Source organism: Arthrobacter sp. RCC_34 (assembly GCF_041360795.1).
Lineage (GTDB): Bacteria > Actinomycetota > Actinomycetes > Actinomycetales > Micrococcaceae > Arthrobacter_E.
In genome coordinates this window covers 313,549-329,742 of record NZ_JBFUPW010000003.1, presented here as the reverse complement: position 1 = coordinate 329,742, position 16,194 = coordinate 313,549, and the positions used below count along the sequence as shown (strand labels likewise).

Here is a 16,194-nt window from a genome sequence, read left to right as displayed (position 1 = left end):
CGCTCCTTTGAAGGGAACAGTATGAAAAAGAAAGTCACGCTCGGCGTCGCCACTCTGGCGGCCGTCACGCTGGCGCTGACCGCTTGCGGCGGCGGCACGGCCAAGGGCCCGGAGAGCGCCAAGGCCGAAGGGTCCGGCTCGGACGTCTCCAAGCTGATCCAGACCAATCCGAAAGACGTCAAGGACCTGGACCAGGGCGGCACCCTGACCCTGGAACTGGGCAACATCGGCCCCGATTTCAACGGCTTCGGCAACAGCGGAAACTCCTCCGACAACACCGCGCTGATGGGCCCGATCAACCAGGCTTTCTACTACGGCTGCTGGAAGACCACCGCGGTGGGCGACTTCGAGCTGGACAAGGACTTCTGCGAGGACTTCAAGTCTGAGGTCAAGGACGGCAAGCAGATCCTGAACATCAAGATCAACGACAAGGCCACCTGGAACGATGGCACCCCCATCGACTGGAAGACCTTCGAGAACACCTGGAAGGTGCTCAACGGCACCAACAAGGACTACGACATCGTCGATTCCGGCTCCTACAAGTACATCGAGTCCGTGACCCGTGGTGCGACCGACAAGGACGTCGTCGTGACGGTCAAGCAGCCCGTGTACCCGCTGTCGTCCTTCTTCACCGGCATCGTCCACCCGAAGGTCAACACCCCGGAGATCTTCAACAAGGGCTTCAACAACAACATGCACCCCGAGTGGATGGCCGGCCCGTTCAAGGTCGAGAAGTTCGACTCCGCCGCCCTGACCGTCAGCATGGTCAAGAACGACAAGTGGTGGGGCACCAAGCCTGTGCTGGACAAGGTCGTCTTCCGCCAGATGGAGGACTCCGCCACCATCGCCGCCTTCAAGAACGGTGAGATCGACGCGACCGGTGGCCGCACCGTGGGCCGTTACAAGCAGCTCGAGGGCACCAAGGACACCGATATCCGCCGTGGTCAGCGCCTCTTCGCCGGTGGTCTGAACGTCAACGCCAAGCGCCCGGGCGTCCAGGACGTCGCCGTCCGCAAGGCCATCTTCACCGCCGTCGACCGCGAAGCCATCCGCAAGGTCCGCTTCAACGGTCTGAACTGGGAAGAGCCCAACACCGGCACCATGATGCTGATGCCGTTCTCCAAGTACTACCAGGACAACTGGCCGGTGCAGGAGCAGGGTGCGGACGCCGCCAAGAAGGTGCTGACCGACGCCGGCTACAAGCCGAACGCCAAGGGCATCATGGAGAAGGACGGCAAGCCCGTCACCTTCAAGATCACCAACTTCGGTGACGACCCGACCGTTCTCGCCTCCGTGCAGACCCTGCAGAAGCAGCTCCAGGCCGCCGGCATGGACGTCGGGATCGACCAGCGCGGCAACGCCGAATTCGGCAAGATCGTGGGCGACCGCGAGTTCGACGTGACCATGTCCGGTTACACCGTCGGCTCCGACGCCACGCAGGCCGTGGGCCAGTACTACTCCACCGAGAGCGACCGCAACGGCCTCGGCAACGCGGATCTGGACAAGCGCATCAAGGAACTGCAGTCCGAGGCCGACGACGCCAAGCGCAACAAGGCCGCCCTGGATGTGGAGAAGGACTACGCCAAGCAGTACTTCACCCTCGGCCCGGTCCTGAACGGCCCGCAGATCGAGTTCGTCAAGAAGGGCCTGGCCAACTACGGCCCGACTCTCTTCGCCAACCAGGGCACCGATACCCACGTCCCGGACTGGACCACGGTCGGCTGGGAAAAGGGTTCCACCCACAAGTAAGAAGCACAGGGTGGTGACTCACCGCCCGTCGACGCCCCGTTCACCGTGAGGTGAGCCTCCGGGGCGACGGAGCCTGCGGCCCCGGGGAACGTTCAGCGTTCCCCGGGGCCCTGTTCGTTTCGGGCCCGTTCACTGTCAGGCCCTGTTCGTTTCCGGGCGACCAGGGGACAGCTTCGCCGTTTGCTGGGACACTGGGGACCATGCAGCGACCCGCACCCCTGAGAACCGCCGTGGTGGGCTACGGACTGGCCGGCCGGGCCTTCCACTCGCCCCTGATCGAGCACAGCCCCGACTTCAGCCTGGACGTGATCGTCACGGGCGATCCCGGGCGATCGGCGGCCGCCCGCGAGACGTACCCGGCCGTGACGGTGGTGCCCGGCTTCGAGGACGTCCTCGCCCGCGCCGCGGACCTGGACGTCGTGGTCATCGCCACCCCGCCCGAACTGCACCACCCGCAGGCGAAAGCCGCGCTGGAGGCGGGGCTCGACGTCGTCGTGGACAAACCGTTCACTGTCACCAGTGCGCAGGGCGAGGAGCTTGTGACGCTCGCGGAGCGGCTGGGCCGCACGCTGGCCGTCTATCAGAACCGCCGCTGGGACAATGCGTTCCTCACGCTGAAGGCGCTCCTGGCCGAGGGGGCGCTGGGGGAGGTGCACCGGTTCAACGCCGGCATGGAACGGTGGTCGCCGGGCTTCTCGAAGGCGTGGAAGCAGGCCTCGGGAGTGGAGCGCGGCGGCGGTCTGCTCTTCGACCTGGGCACCCACCTGGTGGACTGCGCCCTGCAGCTCTTCGGCCCGGCGCGCGTCGTTCACGCGGAGATCGCGGCGCGCCGCCCCGGTGAGCCGGCCGACGACGACGTGTTCCTCGTCCTCGAGCACGCTCCGGCGGGCGGTGGGGCGCCGGTGCTGAGCCACCTGTCGATGACCCTCTCCGCCGCCCAGCCCGGCCCGGTGTTCGATGTCCGAGGCAGCGCCGGAAGCTACCTGAAATACGGCTTCGACCCGCAGGAACGCCAGCTGTCGGCGGGGCTGCGTCCGTCCGACCCCGGCTACGGTGTGGAGCCCGAGGAGGCGTCCGGGACGTTCAGCGACGGCACCGCGGTGCGGCCCGTGACGAGTGAGCCCGGCGGGTATCAGGAGTTCTACCGGCTCCTGGCGCGTCAGGTGCGCGGCGAAGGTCCCGCGCCCGTCGAGGTGGCCGGTGAGACCGGTCCGCTCGCCGGGCTGCGCCTGATCGAAGAGGCGCGGCGGATCGCGCGCTGAGCTCCTCCTGAGACGCGAGGAGCCACTTCAGCACCATGCCGGGGTCCCGGACTGTGCTGAGGTGGCTTCTCGCGGATCAGGAAGGGGCGCGGACCGGACCTAGCGGGCGCGCTCCACCCGCTTCTCGTCCCAGACCGGCTCCTCGGATTCGTAGACCTTGCCGTCCGAGCCGAACACCAGGAAGCGGTCGAACGACTTGGCGAACCAGCGGTCGTGCGTCACGGCCAGGACGGTCCCCTCGAAGGCGTCGATCGCGCGTTCCAGAGCTTCGCCCGAGTGGAGATCCAGGTTGTCCGTCGGCTCGTCCAGGAGCAGCAGCGTGGCGCCAGAGAGCTGCAGCAGCAGGATCTGGAAACGCGCCTGCTGACCGCCCGAGAGCGACTCGTACTTGTTCTCCGCCTGCGCCACGAGCCCGTAGGAGTCGAGCGCGCCGGAAGCGGCTTCCCGGCCCAGGCCGGAACGGTGCTCGTCGCCCCGGTGCAGGATGTCCAGGAGGGTGCGTCCGGCCAGGTCGGGCCGGGAGTGCGTCTGGGCGAAGTACCCGGGCCGGATGCGGGCTCCGAGCTTCACCGTGCCCTCGTGGGGCACCTCGCGGATCTGGATGTCCGAGACCGGCAGGTGCTCCCGCTCGGGATCCGTGCCGCCCGCGGCGAGCAGCCGCAGGAAGTGGCTCTTGCCCGACCCGTTCGACCCCAGCACGCCCACCCGGTCGCCGAACCAGATCTCCGTGGAGAACGGCTTCATGAGGCCTGTGAGCTCGAGCTTCTCCGCGACGACGGCACGCTTGCCCGTGCGGCCGCCGCGCAGGCGCATCTGGACGTTCTGCTCGAGAGGCAGGGCCTCCGGCGGGCCGGCCTCCAGGAACTTCGCCAGACGGGTCTGGGCCGCCTGGTACTTGTTGGCCATGTCGGAGCGGAACGCGGCCTTGGTCTTGTACATGGTGACCAGCTCCTTGAGCTTCACGTGCTCCTCGTCCCAGCGCTTGCGCAGCTCCTCGAAGCGCGCGTTGCGGTCCTCGCGGGCCTGCACATACGAGCCGAAGCCGCCGCCGTGGATCCAGGCGCCGGCGCCGTTGATGCCGGGCTCCAGGGTCACGATGCGGTCCGCGGCGTTGTTCAGCAGCTCGCGGTCGTGGCTGATGAAGAACACGGTCTTCTTGGACTCCCGGAGCTTGTCCTCGAGCCAGCGCTTGCCGGGCACGTCGAGGTAGTTGTCTGGTTCGTCGAGGAGCAGCAGTTCATCCGGGCCGGAGAACAGCGCTTCCAGCACCAGTCGCTTCTGCTCGCCGCCGGACAGTGACGACGCCGCGCGGTGCGCCGCCTTGTCGAACGAGACGCCGAGCGCGGCCATGCAGACCTCGTCCCAGACGGTCTCCAGCTCGTAGCCGCCTGCGTCCCCCCAGTCGACGATCGCCTGCGCGTACCGCATCTGGGTGGGCTCGTCGTCGTGCTCCAGCATGGCGTTCTCCGCCTCCTCGACCGCCTTCCCGGTCGCCGCGAGGGCGGGGGTGGCGGTGGTGAGGAGGAGGTCACGGACCGTGGATTCGTCACGGACCTGGCCCACGAACTGGCGCATGATGCCCATGCCGCCGGAACGGCCCACCACGCCCTCGTCCGGCTTGAGGTCACCGGAGATGATGCGGAAGAGCGTGGTCTTACCGGTGCCGTTCGGCCCGATCAGGGCGGTCTTGGTGCCGTCGGGGACCTTGAAGGTCACGCCGTTGAGGAGTTGGGTGCCGTCCGAAAGAAAGTAGTCGATGCCGGCAACGTCGATATGGCCCATTGCTTCAGTTTATGGGCACGACGGCGGGGCTGGGTTTTGTGGGTGGGCGGTGGGGGTGCCGGGTTGCTCTGGCCGCTTTCCCCACGGCGTGATGGTCGGGTCCCGTTGTGGAACAGGCCGTGGGGCCCCTTGACGCGGCCGGCCGCAACCCGCCACCCCCGCCGCACCTCGGAGCCGCCGCCGTCGTGGGCCGGAACGTGAGGATGGGCCGTTTCGGCGGTGTCGGCAGGGTCGAGGGGAGAAGGAGCCCGGGGTGTTTCATCCCTCGGGAGCGAGGTCTCCGGGCGGGGTCCGGTGGTGTGGGGTGTTCGCGTCGTGCGGGCTGGTCGGACGCGGCCAAAACGACAAACGGGTGGGGAGGAGTGAAGCGGCAGGCTGCGTAAAGGGGCCCCGCGCCCTGAGCACAGCGAACGCTGTCTACAGGGCGCGGGGATAGCAGCCAGAGCTTCGCTCCTCCCCACCCGTCCTGAGCGAGGAGAGCCCGCGGACTAGACCAGGTCGCGCCAGTCGGAGAGTTCCAGGCCGGAGGCGTCGGAGACCGAGTGGTGCGCCACCTTGCCCGCCGCCACGTTCAGGCCGGCGGCCAGGGCGGCGTCGCGCTCGAAAGCGGCCCGGACGCCCAGATTCGCCAGCGCCACGGCGTAGCGCAGGGTGACGTTGGTCAGCGCGTAGGTGGAGGTGTTCGGGACGGCGCCCGGCATGTTCGCCACGCAGTAGAAGATCGAGTTGTGGACCTTGAAGGTGGGGTCCTCGTGCGTGGTGGGGTGGGTGTCCTCGAAGCAGCCGCCCTGGTCCACGGCGATGTCCACCAGGACCGAGCCCGGCTTCATCTTGGCGACCAGCTCATTGGTGACGAGCTTGGGGGCCTTGGCGCCCGGGATCAGGACGGAGCCGATGACCAGGTCGGCCTCGACCAGGGCGCGCTCGATCTCGTAGGAGTTGGAGGCCACGGTCTTCAGGCGGCCCCCGTAGAGGGCGTCGAGCTCACGCAGGCGGTTGATGTTGATGTCAAGGATGGTGACATCCGCACCGGCGCCCATGGCCATGACGGCGGCGTTGGTGCCCGCCACGCCGGCGCCGAGGACGACGACGTTCGCCGGGCGCACGCCGGGGACGCCGCCCAGGAGGATGCCCTTGCCGCCGTTCGGGGCCAGGAGCGACGAGGCGCCCACCTGCACGGAGAGGCGGCCGGCCACCTCGGACATGGGGGCGAGCAGCGGGAGGGCGCGGCCTTCCTGCACGGTCTCATACGCGATGGCCGTGACCCCGGACTCCACGAGTCGTGCGGTCAGCTCGGGCTCAGCGGCCAGGTGCAGGTAGGTGAAGAGGATGAGGCCCTGACGGAAACGGTGGTACTCCGCGGCGATGGGCTCCTTGACCTTCATGACCATGTCGGCACGGGCCCAGACCTCATCGGCGTCGGCCAGCAGGGTGGCGCCGGCGGCTTCGTATTCGGCGTCGGTGATGCCGGAACCGAGGCCGGCCCCCGCCTCGATGAGGACGTCGTGGCCGTGGTGACGCAGTTCGTGGACACCGGAGGCCGTGATGGCCACGCGGAATTCGTTGTTCTTGATTTCCTTGGGGACACCGATGATCATGTGGGGGCTCCATGACGTTCATGTCCGTCGGGCCGGTCTCTGGCCCGGTGCGGACCGGGGAAGTTTCTGTGGGATCAGCTTAGGTCCGGTGTGAGCCACCCGACAGGGCGAGCCTCCCTTCGACGGAGCAGGATCCGCGGAATTCCGGGGTTCGTCCTCCCAGGGAATCTACATTTGTTCAGGGCCGCGGCGGCAAGTGTCGCCTGGTGTAGCTTGCCGTCCAGTAGGCTGGACGACATGCAGCAACCCGATGTCGAACAGCTCGTCGAGCAGCTCGCCGCCCGCCTGGGGCGTGGCTTGTCCCTGGAGGATCTGGACGGTCTCCTCGTGGCCTACAGCTCCAATCAGCAGCAGGCCGACCGTGTGCGGGTGAACTTCCTGCTCACCAAGAGGGTGCCGCCGGACGTCAGCGCCTGGCAGCTCTCGCACGGCATCTCGGCCGCCGTCCGGCCCGTCGTGGTCCCGGCCAATGACGAGCTCGGCATGCTGGGCCGCGTCTGCGTTCCGCTCCTGGTGCGTGGTTTCCGGGTCGGGTACCTCTGGGTCCAGCAGAGCAGCGGGGAGACCAGCGCCGCTCCGATCCTGGGCCAGCTGGCCGAGGTCCGCCACGAGATCGAGCTCTTGGCCACGTTGCTCCTCGAGTCCAACACGGCCGAGTCGGAGCAGCGCAAGCGCCGCGAAGTCGAGTTCCTCTCCGCCTGCTCGGGGGAGCGCGGTGCGATCGCCGCCGTCGGCAATTGGGCGGAAGTGCACGGGAAGGGGCCGTGGCAGCTGATCACGGTGCTCGACGCCGGCGCGCGCCACGAGCCCGAGGACCCCTTGGCGGCCTCCCTCACACACCGCAGCGCGGCGCTGCAGTCCACGGTCGGGGTGCAGGAGGCGCTCTTCAGCGCGGGCCGCCCCAGCCACTCCGTCATGCTGTTCCGGGCCTCGCAGGGCCGGGCGGTGCATGCGCAGGTCCTGGTGCACTATCAGCTGGAACTCGCCAAACGGTCGGGACAGGGCAGGCCGCGGATCGTCCTGGGGCTCAGCGAGCCCTTCGCCGAGATCCGGAAGCTGCCGGACGCTTACGGTGAGTCGCGGACGGCGGCGCTCGCCGGCGTCGTAGAGCCGTCACTCGGGGAGCTGGTCGACTGCCGCGACACCGGTATCTACCAGTTCTTCGCGACGGCGGCGCAGGGCCCCATGGACTGGGGCGGCGCGAGCACGCTGAACTTCGCGGCGCTTGAGGCCGGGGACAAGAACCAGGAGCTGCGGCCGGTGCTGGAGATGATCTACGACACCGGCGGGACCGTGCAGGACGTGGCCGACGAGCTCCATCTGCACCGCAGCACCGTGTACAACCGGCTCGCGAAGGTCCGTCAGATCATCGGAGCGGACCCGCTCAAGGGCTCCGTCCGCCTGGAGCTGCATGCGGCGCTGAAGGCGGCGCGCTGGCACGGCCGCCCGCGCATCTGAGGGGCCGGCGGACCTCCGCTTAAGTGTCCTTCCGCTCAGGCGTCCCGACGGCCGGAGTCGCGGCGTTCGGTGGCCTGGCGTTCGCGCTCGATGCGTTCGAGGGCGCGGGCGTCGAAGTGCTGGGGCGCGGGTTCCTCGGAGGCTGAGGTGTGCGGGGCGGGCGCCGGCGGTTCGGCGACCGGCGTGGCGGGCGCCGGGGGTGTGGGCTGAAGGTTCGGCGCGTCCGCTTCGCGGCGGTCCGAGAGAGCCCGTTCCTCCTGGATCCGGTCCAGGGAACGGGAGTCGAAGTGGTGGAAGCGCGCCCCCTGGTCTTCGTCGGGGGTGGGCGCCGGTTCGTGGGCCGCACGGCGCTTCTTCAGCACGTCATGCGCCACGATCGACCCGCCGATGTACGCCACCACCACGAAGAGCAGCTGCATCAGTCCATTGGCCCTCAACAGGCTCAGGAGCGTCCCGACGAGGATCGCCGCGAGGGCGCCGTAGAGGTTGTGAAGACCGAAGAGTTTGGGCACGGGATCAGTCTACGGTTCCGGGGTTTGAAGCCTTCTGCGCGGCCAGCCAGGCAGTGATGTCGCCGCGGCGGATCCGGCGGTGCGTGCCGCGGTACTGCACCGGGATCTCGCCCCGGTCCGTCATGTTGCGCAGGTACGTGTGGGAGATGCCGGCCAGTTCCGCCGCCTTGCTCGTGGTGAGGAGTTCGTCGTCGAGGGGGTCGCGGGACTCCACGTGAGCGGCATCGCCGCTGCTCACGGTGACCGTCTCCCCGCGGGACAGGCGGGTCAGGAGGTCCACGACGGCGTCCCGTGCGCCGTCGGGGAGCCGGAAGACCGTGCCGTCCACGAAGACGGTGACGTCCTGGCCGCCGTCGAGCGCTCGCCGCAGCCCGGAGGCGGCGTCGGCGGCGAGGGCGCCGGTGGTGTGCGGCTGGGCCTTAAACGTCGACTGCTCCATAAGATGCCATTTTCCACCCGATTCGGGGTGATTCCGGCATCCTATGGTGGGCCCCCGGCGGCGAGGGCCCCGAGCCGAGCTTGCGAGGCCCGGGAGCCGCCGGGGACAGTCGATAGGGAAGGCGGGGAGTGCTACTCGGCGTCCAGGTCGGTTTCGACGAGGGTGGCGAGCTTGTCCAGGGCCTCGTCGGCGCCCGGGCCCTCGGCGCGGAGGACCACGGTGTCGCCGTTGCCGGCGCCCAGGGTCATGAGGGACAGGATGCTCGAGGCGTCCATGGCCTCATCCTCGGGGGTGCCGGCCAGGGCGATCGTCACCTCGACGTCCAGCTCGGCTGCGGCCTCGGCGAAGATCGCGGCGGGACGGGCGTGCAGGCCGGAGGCGCTGGCGACGACTGCTGTGCGTTCGGGCATGGGGTTCTCCTTCAGGTGGAAACGGTGAGGGTCGGGTGAAAATCCGAGGCTGTCACAGACCGGGGCCGCTACAGGCCGAGGTCGTCCAGGATGGGCAGCCGGGCGCGGACGGCGGCGCGGCCCTCCACGGCGGTCGCGGCGTTCAGGGCCAGCGCGGCGATCTCCTGGGCCTCGGCCAGCGTGACGCTCTTCAGCACGGTGCCGACGGCGGCCAGCGACCGTGCGGTCATGGACAGCGTGTTCACGCCCAGACCGGTGAGCACGACGGCGAGTGCCGGGTCCGCGGCGGACTCACCACAGACGCCCACGGCCTTGTCCCCGGCGGCCCTGGCGCCCTCGACGGTCAGCTGGACCAGGCGGAGAACGGCGGGCTGCCACGGGTCGTTCAGGCTCGCGAGCGGGCCGAGCATACGGTCCGCGGCCATCGTGTACTGCGTGAGGTCGTTGGTGCCGAGCGAGGCGAACGCGACGTCCTTGAGAACGCTGGCCGCGTTCAGGGCCGCAGAGGGGACCTCGACCATGACGCCCGGGGTCTTCAGCCCCACACCGGCGCAGAGGGAGGCGAAGTGCGCGGCCTCGGGCTGCGTCGCGATCATCGGCGCCATGACCCAGACCTCGGCCTCGGTGTCCACGGCGGCCACGGCGATCGCGGAGAGCTGGCGCTCGAGCACGCCCGGGGTGGTCCAGTCGGTGCGGTAGCCACGCACGCCCAGGGCCGGGTTCGGTTCGGTGGTGTCGGTGAGGAACGGCAGGGGCTTGTCCGCGCCCGCGTCCAGGGTCCGGACCACGACCTTCTTGCCGGGGAAGGCGGCGAAGACAGCGCGGTAGGCGTCGGCCTGCTCGTTCACGGACGGCTCGGTGTCGCGTTCCAGGAAACAGAATTCGGTGCGGAACAGGCCCACGCCCTGCGCGCCGAGGGCCGCGGCGGCTTCGGCGTCCTTGGCGTTGCCCACATTGGCGAGCAGCGGCACGAGGTGGCCGTCCGCCGTCGAGCCTTCACCGTCGAAGGTGGCCAGGGTCGCGGCGCTGCTCGCCCACTTAGCGGCCGCTTCGCGCTCCTCGTCGCCGGGCTCGGGGACGACCAGGCCGGCCGCGCCGTCGACGTACACTTCGGTGCCCTCGGGGATCTCCTCGATCCCTTCGGCCGCCACCACGGCCGGCAGGCCGAGCGAGCGGGCGATGATGGCGGTGTGGGACTGGGGGCCGCCGCCGGAGGTCGCGAGGGCGAGCACCACGGAGGTGTCCAGGGTGGCGGTGTCGGCCGGGGCCAGGTCCTCCGCCATGAGGATGAAGGGGGTCGCCGACGCCGGGATGCCCGGGGCAGATACGCCGCGCAGCTGTGCGACGAGGCGGGCCCGCACGTCCAGCACGTCCGTGGCGCGCTCGGCCATGTAGCCGCCGAGAGCCTTGAACTGTGCGGCCACGCCCTCGGCCGCCTCCCAGACGGCGCGTTCGGCGCCGGTGCCGGCCGTGATCAGCTTGCCGGCGGCCTTCAGGAGCATGGTGTCCTTGGCCATGAGTGCGGTGGCTTCGAGCACGGCCTTGCCGTCCTCACTGGCCCGTGTGGCGCGTTCCTTGAGCTCGTCGTGCACCGCCAGCGCCGCGGCCTTCAGGCCCGCGATCACCTCCGCGGGGTCCGCTCCAGGCGGCAGAGTCTCCCCGGCCTGAGGCTCCGCCAACGGCTCCGGCATGTGCTTGACGGTAGCGATGACGCGGCCCGGATTGACTCCGACTCCCTGGAACCCCATGGTGAAAACTCCGATCGACTCACACGGATCATGTGCTGGCAACACTGTCGAAATACTAGTGGGCGGGCCTGAGGCCCGCCCACTAAAAGACGCTACTTCATACTTTGTTTCCACGCTTCATGACGTGCCAGGTGGTGGGGCGATCGCCGGATCACGAGCCAGGCGATCACGAGGATCACGAACCAGATCGGCGTCACCAGCAGGGCCGTCAGCGTGTCCGGCTGAGTGGTCAGCGCCCAGATCAGGAAGAGGAAGAACGCGAAGACCACGTAGACCATCGCGACGCCGCCGGGCATCTTGTACTTCGACGCCGCGGCCAGTTCGGGACGCTTCTTCCGGTACACCAGGTAGCTCAGCAGGATGATGCTCCACACGAACATGAAGCAGACGGCGGAGACGGTGGTCACCATGTCGAAGGCCGCGCCGATGTCCTTGCCCGCGTAGAGGAGGACGACGCCGCCCAGCAGCAGCACGCAGGACAGGAACAGCGCGTTCTGGGGCACCTTGCGGCGGGACAGCTTGCCGAAGACCGCCGGGGCGTCGCCGTCGCGGGCCAGGCCGAACACCATGCGGGACGTGGAGTAGATGCCGGAGTTGGCGCTCGACATGGCCGAGGTCAGGACCACGAGGTTCACCACGGTCGCCGCGATGCCGAGACCGGCCAGGGAGAACATGCCGATGAAGGGGCTGTGACCGGCCTTGAATTCGGTCCACGGGGTGACGGACATCAGGATGATGAGGGCGCCGACGTAGAAGAGCATCACGCGCACGGGGATGGCGTTGATGGCTTTGGGCAGGTTGTGCTCCGGGTTCTTGGTCTCGGCGGCGGCGGTGCCCACCAGCTCGATGCCCACGAAGGCGAAGACGGCGATCTGGAAGCCCGCCACGAAGCCCATGAACTCGCGCGGGAAGAAGCCGCCGTGGCTCCAGAGGTTGGTGAAGCTCGCCTGGCCGGCCGGGGACTGGAAGCCCGTGAAGATCATGACCAGACCGGTGACGATCAGGGCGACGATCGCGACGATCTTGATGAGCGCGAACCAGAACTCGGTCTCGCCGAAGGCCTTCACCGTCGGCAGGTTGAGCGCCAGGAGGATGAGGATGGTGAGCACGCCGGGGATCCAGAGGGGGATGCCAGGGATGAGGGTCTCCGCGTACCCGGCGATCGCGATGACGTCGGCGACGCCGGTGACCACCCAACAGAACCAGTAGGTCCAGCCGGTGAAGAACCCGGCCCACGGGCCGAGGAGGTCGCCCGCGAAGTCGCTGAACGACTTGTAGTTCAGGTTGGAGAGCAGCAGTTCGCCCATGGCGCGCATGACGAAGAACAGCATGAAGCCGATGATCATGTACACGAAGATGACGGACGGCCCGGCGACGGAGATGGTCTTGCCGCTGCCCATGAACAGGCCGGTGCCGATCGCGCCGCCGATGGCCAGGAGCTGGATGTGCCGGTTGCTCAGGGCCCGGGCGAGATGCGGCTCGCCCTCGCCCGACGGTGCGGCGCCGGGAGTCCGGGTGGCTGTGGTGGCCGATTGCGGATTGGTCATGCGGGGCCCTCTCGTTCGCAATGCCTGGTTGTGACCTGGCTGACATTTTGCCGCTCATAGCCTAGCGCGAAGGGGATTTCTCCGAAGGGGACAGTTGTCGAATGCTTTCGGGTGTTACGTGGCGAAGTGTCGAAGGGGGCCGCCGGCGACCGCCACCGTCACTCGCGAAAGTCAGCTCTTGAAGTTAGGTTCCCTAACTGTTAGGATACCTAAGTATGAACAGCGAATCAGATGCAGCTCTGGAGCTGGCCCGGACCTTCCGGGAGGCCCTCCGCCAGGCGGTCTACGTCACGCGCCGACTGGACGTCGGGGAGACCGAGCTGACCGGCTCGCAATTGAGCCTTCTCACTCAGCTGGCCGACGGCGGAGCACGCGTCAGCGACATCGCCCGCAACCTGGGGGTGCGCGCACCCACCGCGACAGAGCAGATCACCCGCCTCGAAGGCCGCGGCTACGTGCGGCGCGACAGCGATCCAGAGGACTCGCGCGTCGTCGTCGTGCGACTGACGGATGACGGCTGGGACGCGGTGGCCCGCGTCAACCTGCGCCGCAACCGCGCCATCGCCGCCGTGATCGATGAGCTGCCGGCGCGCGACCGGGCGGCGCTCGAGGCCGCTATTCCTGTTCTGACCAGTATTTACGACCGTTTGCGTGGCGAGTGACCGGACCTTCCGGATCCCGCCCACAGGAGAGAAGCGAGCAATGAACCAGCTGGATGAGACCATCCACGAGAGTCAAGAAGTCCTGGAAGAGGAAAAAGCGTCCTTCTTCCGCCAGCCGAAGGCCGTCTGGGCCACCGCTCTGGCGGCCGTGTTCTCCTTCATGGGGATCGGCCTGGTGGACCCCATCCTCCCGGCCATCGCGGAGAATCTGCACGCTAGCCCGAGCCAGGTGTCCCTGCTCTTCACCAGCTACTTCCTGGTGACCGCCGTTGCCATGCTCATCACCGGTTTCGTCTCCTCGCGGATCGGAGGGAAGAAGACCCTGCTGATCGGCCTGGGCCTGATCGCGGTCTTCGCCTCGCTATCCGGACTGTCCGGATCGGTGGAGCAGCTCGTCGGCTTCCGCGCCGGTTGGGGCCTCGGCAACGCACTGTTCGTGGCGACCGCGCTCGCGGTGATCGTCGGCGTCGCGAGCGGCGGCTCGGGCGTGGCGATCATCCTCTATGAGGCCGCGCTGGGCCTCGGCATCTCACTCGGCCCGCTCCTGGGCGCTCTGCTGGGCGGCTGGCAGTGGCGTGCCCCGTTCTTCGGCACCGCACTCCTCATGGCGGCCGCGTTCATCGCCCTCTTCGTCATGCTGCCGACGCTGCCGAAGCCCGCGCAGAAAGTGCGGCTCCGTGACCCGATCCTGGCCCTCGGCCACGCGGGTCTGCGCACCACGGCCCTCGCCGGTCTGTTCTACAACTTCGGCTTCTTCACCATCCTGGCTTTCACGCCGTTCATCCTCCACATGAACGCCTACGGCATCGGAGCCGTGTTCTTCGGCTGGGGTGTGGCGCTCGCGGTGTTCTCCATCTTCGTGGCGCCGATCCTGCAGCGCCGCTTCGGCACGACGCGCAGCGTGATGATGGCGCTGACCGGCCTCCTCGTGGTGCTCGTGGGGCTGGGGCTCGCCGCCCTGGCGCACTCCGTGCCCACCGTCGTGGTGCTCGTGATCATTTCGGGCGCGCTGCTCGGCATCAACAACACCCTGTTCACCGAGCTGGCCATGGAGGTGTCCGATTCGCCGCGGCCCGTGGCGTCCGCCGGCTACAACTTCGTGCGCTGGATGGGCGGCGCGCTGGCTCCGTTCATCGCCGCGCAGCTCGGTGAGAACTTCGGGGCGCAGGTGCCGTTCTTCTTCGCCGCCGTCATCATGGTCCTCTCCCTCGTGGCGATCTTCACGGGCCGGAAGTACCTGAACGCCCACGAGCCGCACATCGTCTGAGGCTCCCCGCCTCCCGCGTTTTCCTCGCGAACCGCCAAAAGGCGCCCGTATTCCTCGTGAATAAGGGCGCCTACTGGCGGTTCGCGCTTTTTTTGGGGCGCGACGACGACGGCGGGCCGGTCGCCGCCGCTCGTCACCGTCCGGGATGCCGGACAGCTTCCCGTGTGATCCGGTTCACAGCGTTCCTCCGCTGGAGTGCAATGGAGCAGAACACCAGCAGGAACCTCACCCCCGGGAGCGTGACCATGGCGGCAGCCACTGTAGAGATCCGATCCATCGACAGGGTCCCCAGCGGGGAGCGCCACGGCAGCCCGTGGAGCCAGTTCACGCTCTGGTTCGGGGCGAACGCGCAGATCACGGCGATCGTGGACGGGGCGCTGGCCGTGGTGTTCGGGGCCGACGCGTTCTGGGCGATCATCGGCCTGCTGGTGGGCAATCTCCTGGGCGGGGCCGTCATGGCGCTGCACTCGGCGCAGGGGCCGAGCCTGGGCCTGCCCCAGATGATCTCCAGCCGCGCGCAGTTCGGGGTGTACGGCGCGATCATCCCGCTCGTGTTCGTGATCCTCATGTACATCGGCTTCGCGGCGACCGGCACCGTCCTCTCCGGGCAGGCGATCAACCTCATCATCGGGTCTGACAACCGCTCGGTGGGCATCATCGTGTTCGGCGCGCTGACGGCCGTCCTCGCGATCATGGGCTACCGCTACATCCACGCCCTGGGGCGCGTGGCGACGGTGCTGGGGCTGGCCGGTTTCGCGTACCTGACCTTCGTGATCCTGACCCGTTACGACATCTCCCAGGTCCTGTTCACCAAGCCCTTCGAGATCAGCACCTTCCTGATCTCGGTCTCCGTGGCGGCGGGCTGGCAGCTGACCTTCGGCCCGTACGTCGCGGACTACTCGCGGTACCTGCCGGAGGACACCAGTGCGAAGCGGACGTTCTGGTACACCTTCGCGGGGTCGACCATCGGCGCGCAGTGGGCCATGACCCTGGGTGCTCTGGCCGGCGGGCTGTCCGCCGCGGGACTCGGTGGCAGCTTCCTCAAGAACCAGGTGGGCTACATGGGCGATCTGGCGGGCGGCGGTCTGCTGGCGCTCGGCATCTACATCATGATCGTCACGGGCAAGCTGACCGTGAACTGCCTCAACGCTTACGGCTCCTTCATGTGCTCGGCCACGATCTCGACCGCGTTCACCCGCCGGAACACGGTCCGTCCCGCGGTCCGCGCGGTGTCCGTGCTCGTGGTGATCGCCCTCAGCGTGATCGTGGCTCTCGTGGCGTCCGCCGACTTCCTGAACCTCTTCAAGAACTTCATCCTGCTGCTGCTCATGGTGTTCACACCGTGGTCGGTGATCAACCTCATCGACTACTACAAGGTGTCCGGCCACCGGATCGATGTGGCCGCGCTCTACAACCCGGATGGCCGGTACGGTCGCTGGAACACGGTGGCGCTGGTGTCCTACGCCATCGGCATCCTGGTGCAGATCCCGTTCCTGTCCCAGGCGCTCTACACCGGGCCTCTCACCGCCTATCTGGGCGGGACGGACATCTCCTGGATCGTCGGCATCGTGGTGACCGCCGCGGTGTACTGGCCGTGGGCGACGGCGGCGAAGCGCTCCCGTGAGCTCCGCGAACGGGAGGGCGCGACGTCGGCGGTCTGAGTCGTCGCCACGGCCCGGTTCCCATTAGGTGAGGTTAAGCTATCCTAATTATCGCGTGGATCGACCGGATGGTCCATGGTCCAGGATGAGACGGAGGAC

At 68.3% G+C, this 16,194-nt stretch carries 13 protein-coding genes; 6 read left to right on the top strand and 7 right to left on the bottom strand.

From position 1 onward, the window contains the following. Positions 1 to 21: 21 nt before the first annotated feature. A complete protein-coding gene (locus AB6732_RS13240; RefSeq protein WP_370960403.1) occupies positions 22 to 1,749 on the top strand; it encodes an ABC transporter substrate-binding protein in 1,728 nt (575 codons plus the stop codon). Between the two features lie 200 nt (positions 1,750 to 1,949). Then, complete coding sequence (locus AB6732_RS13235; protein ID WP_370960402.1) at positions 1,950 to 3,011, top strand: Gfo/Idh/MocA family oxidoreductase; 1,062 nt, start codon at positions 1,950 to 1,952, stop codon at positions 3,009 to 3,011. Positions 3,012 to 3,110: 99 nt separating this feature from the next. On the opposite strand, the gene AB6732_RS13230 is transcribed toward AB6732_RS13235, so the two are convergent. Continuing rightward, entirely contained in the window at positions 3,111 to 4,793 is a 1,683-nt protein-coding gene (locus AB6732_RS13230) for an ABC-F family ATP-binding cassette domain-containing protein (protein ID WP_370960401.1), read from the bottom strand. A 488-nt stretch (positions 4,794 to 5,281) separates the two neighbouring features. Further along, the gene (ald, locus tag AB6732_RS13225) at positions 5,282 to 6,391 is read right to left on the bottom strand and encodes an alanine dehydrogenase (RefSeq protein ID WP_370960400.1); all 1,110 of its coding nucleotides are present in this window, start codon (positions 6,389 to 6,391) and stop codon (positions 5,282 to 5,284) included. Positions 6,392 to 6,628: 237 nt separating this feature from the next. On the opposite strand from ald, the gene AB6732_RS13220 reads away from it, so the two are divergent. Beyond that, complete coding sequence (locus AB6732_RS13220) at positions 6,629 to 7,849, top strand: PucR family transcriptional regulator (protein WP_370960399.1); 1,221 nt, start codon at positions 6,629 to 6,631, stop codon at positions 7,847 to 7,849. A gap of 35 nt (positions 7,850 to 7,884) precedes the next feature. On the opposite strand, the gene AB6732_RS13215 is transcribed toward AB6732_RS13220, so the two are convergent. The 5 genes from AB6732_RS13215 to cycA form a co-directional block, all read right to left on the bottom strand. Further along, positions 7,885 to 8,361: a hypothetical protein gene (locus tag AB6732_RS13215; protein ID WP_370960398.1), complete on the bottom strand. Its 477-nt coding sequence runs from the start codon at positions 8,359 to 8,361 to the stop codon at positions 7,885 to 7,887. 4 nt (positions 8,362 to 8,365) lie between these two features. Beyond that, the gene (locus AB6732_RS13210; RefSeq protein ID WP_370960397.1) at positions 8,366 to 8,800 is read right to left on the bottom strand and encodes a helix-turn-helix domain-containing protein; all 435 of its coding nucleotides are present in this window, start codon (positions 8,798 to 8,800) and stop codon (positions 8,366 to 8,368) included. A gap of 131 nt (positions 8,801 to 8,931) precedes the next feature. Beyond that, positions 8,932 to 9,210: an HPr family phosphocarrier protein gene (locus AB6732_RS13205; RefSeq protein WP_370960396.1), complete on the bottom strand. Its 279-nt coding sequence runs from the start codon at positions 9,208 to 9,210 to the stop codon at positions 8,932 to 8,934. A gap of 68 nt (positions 9,211 to 9,278) precedes the next feature. Next, entirely contained in the window at positions 9,279 to 10,958 is a 1,680-nt protein-coding gene (gene ptsP, locus AB6732_RS13200; RefSeq protein ID WP_370960395.1) for a phosphoenolpyruvate--protein phosphotransferase, read from the bottom strand. Between the two features lie 92 nt (positions 10,959 to 11,050). Then, a complete protein-coding gene (gene cycA, locus AB6732_RS13195) occupies positions 11,051 to 12,505 on the bottom strand; it encodes a D-serine/D-alanine/glycine transporter (RefSeq protein WP_370960394.1) in 1,455 nt (484 codons plus the stop codon). Positions 12,506 to 12,720: 215 nt separating this feature from the next. Between cycA and AB6732_RS13190 the strand changes: the two genes are divergently transcribed. The 3 genes from AB6732_RS13190 to AB6732_RS13180 all read left to right on the top strand — a co-directional run bounded on the left by AB6732_RS13190 (position 12,721) and on the right by AB6732_RS13180 (position 16,095). Then, positions 12,721 to 13,167, top strand: coding sequence for a MarR family winged helix-turn-helix transcriptional regulator (locus AB6732_RS13190; protein WP_370960393.1), 447 nt, complete (start codon positions 12,721 to 12,723; stop codon positions 13,165 to 13,167). 40 nt (positions 13,168 to 13,207) lie between these two features. Then, entirely contained in the window at positions 13,208 to 14,434 is a 1,227-nt protein-coding gene (locus tag AB6732_RS13185) for an MFS transporter (RefSeq protein ID WP_370960392.1), read from the top strand. 200 nt (positions 14,435 to 14,634) lie between these two features. Beyond that, positions 14,635 to 16,095: a cytosine permease gene (locus tag AB6732_RS13180; protein WP_370960391.1), complete on the top strand. Its 1,461-nt coding sequence runs from the start codon at positions 14,635 to 14,637 to the stop codon at positions 16,093 to 16,095. The last annotated feature ends 99 nt before the right edge of the window (positions 16,096 to 16,194 follow it).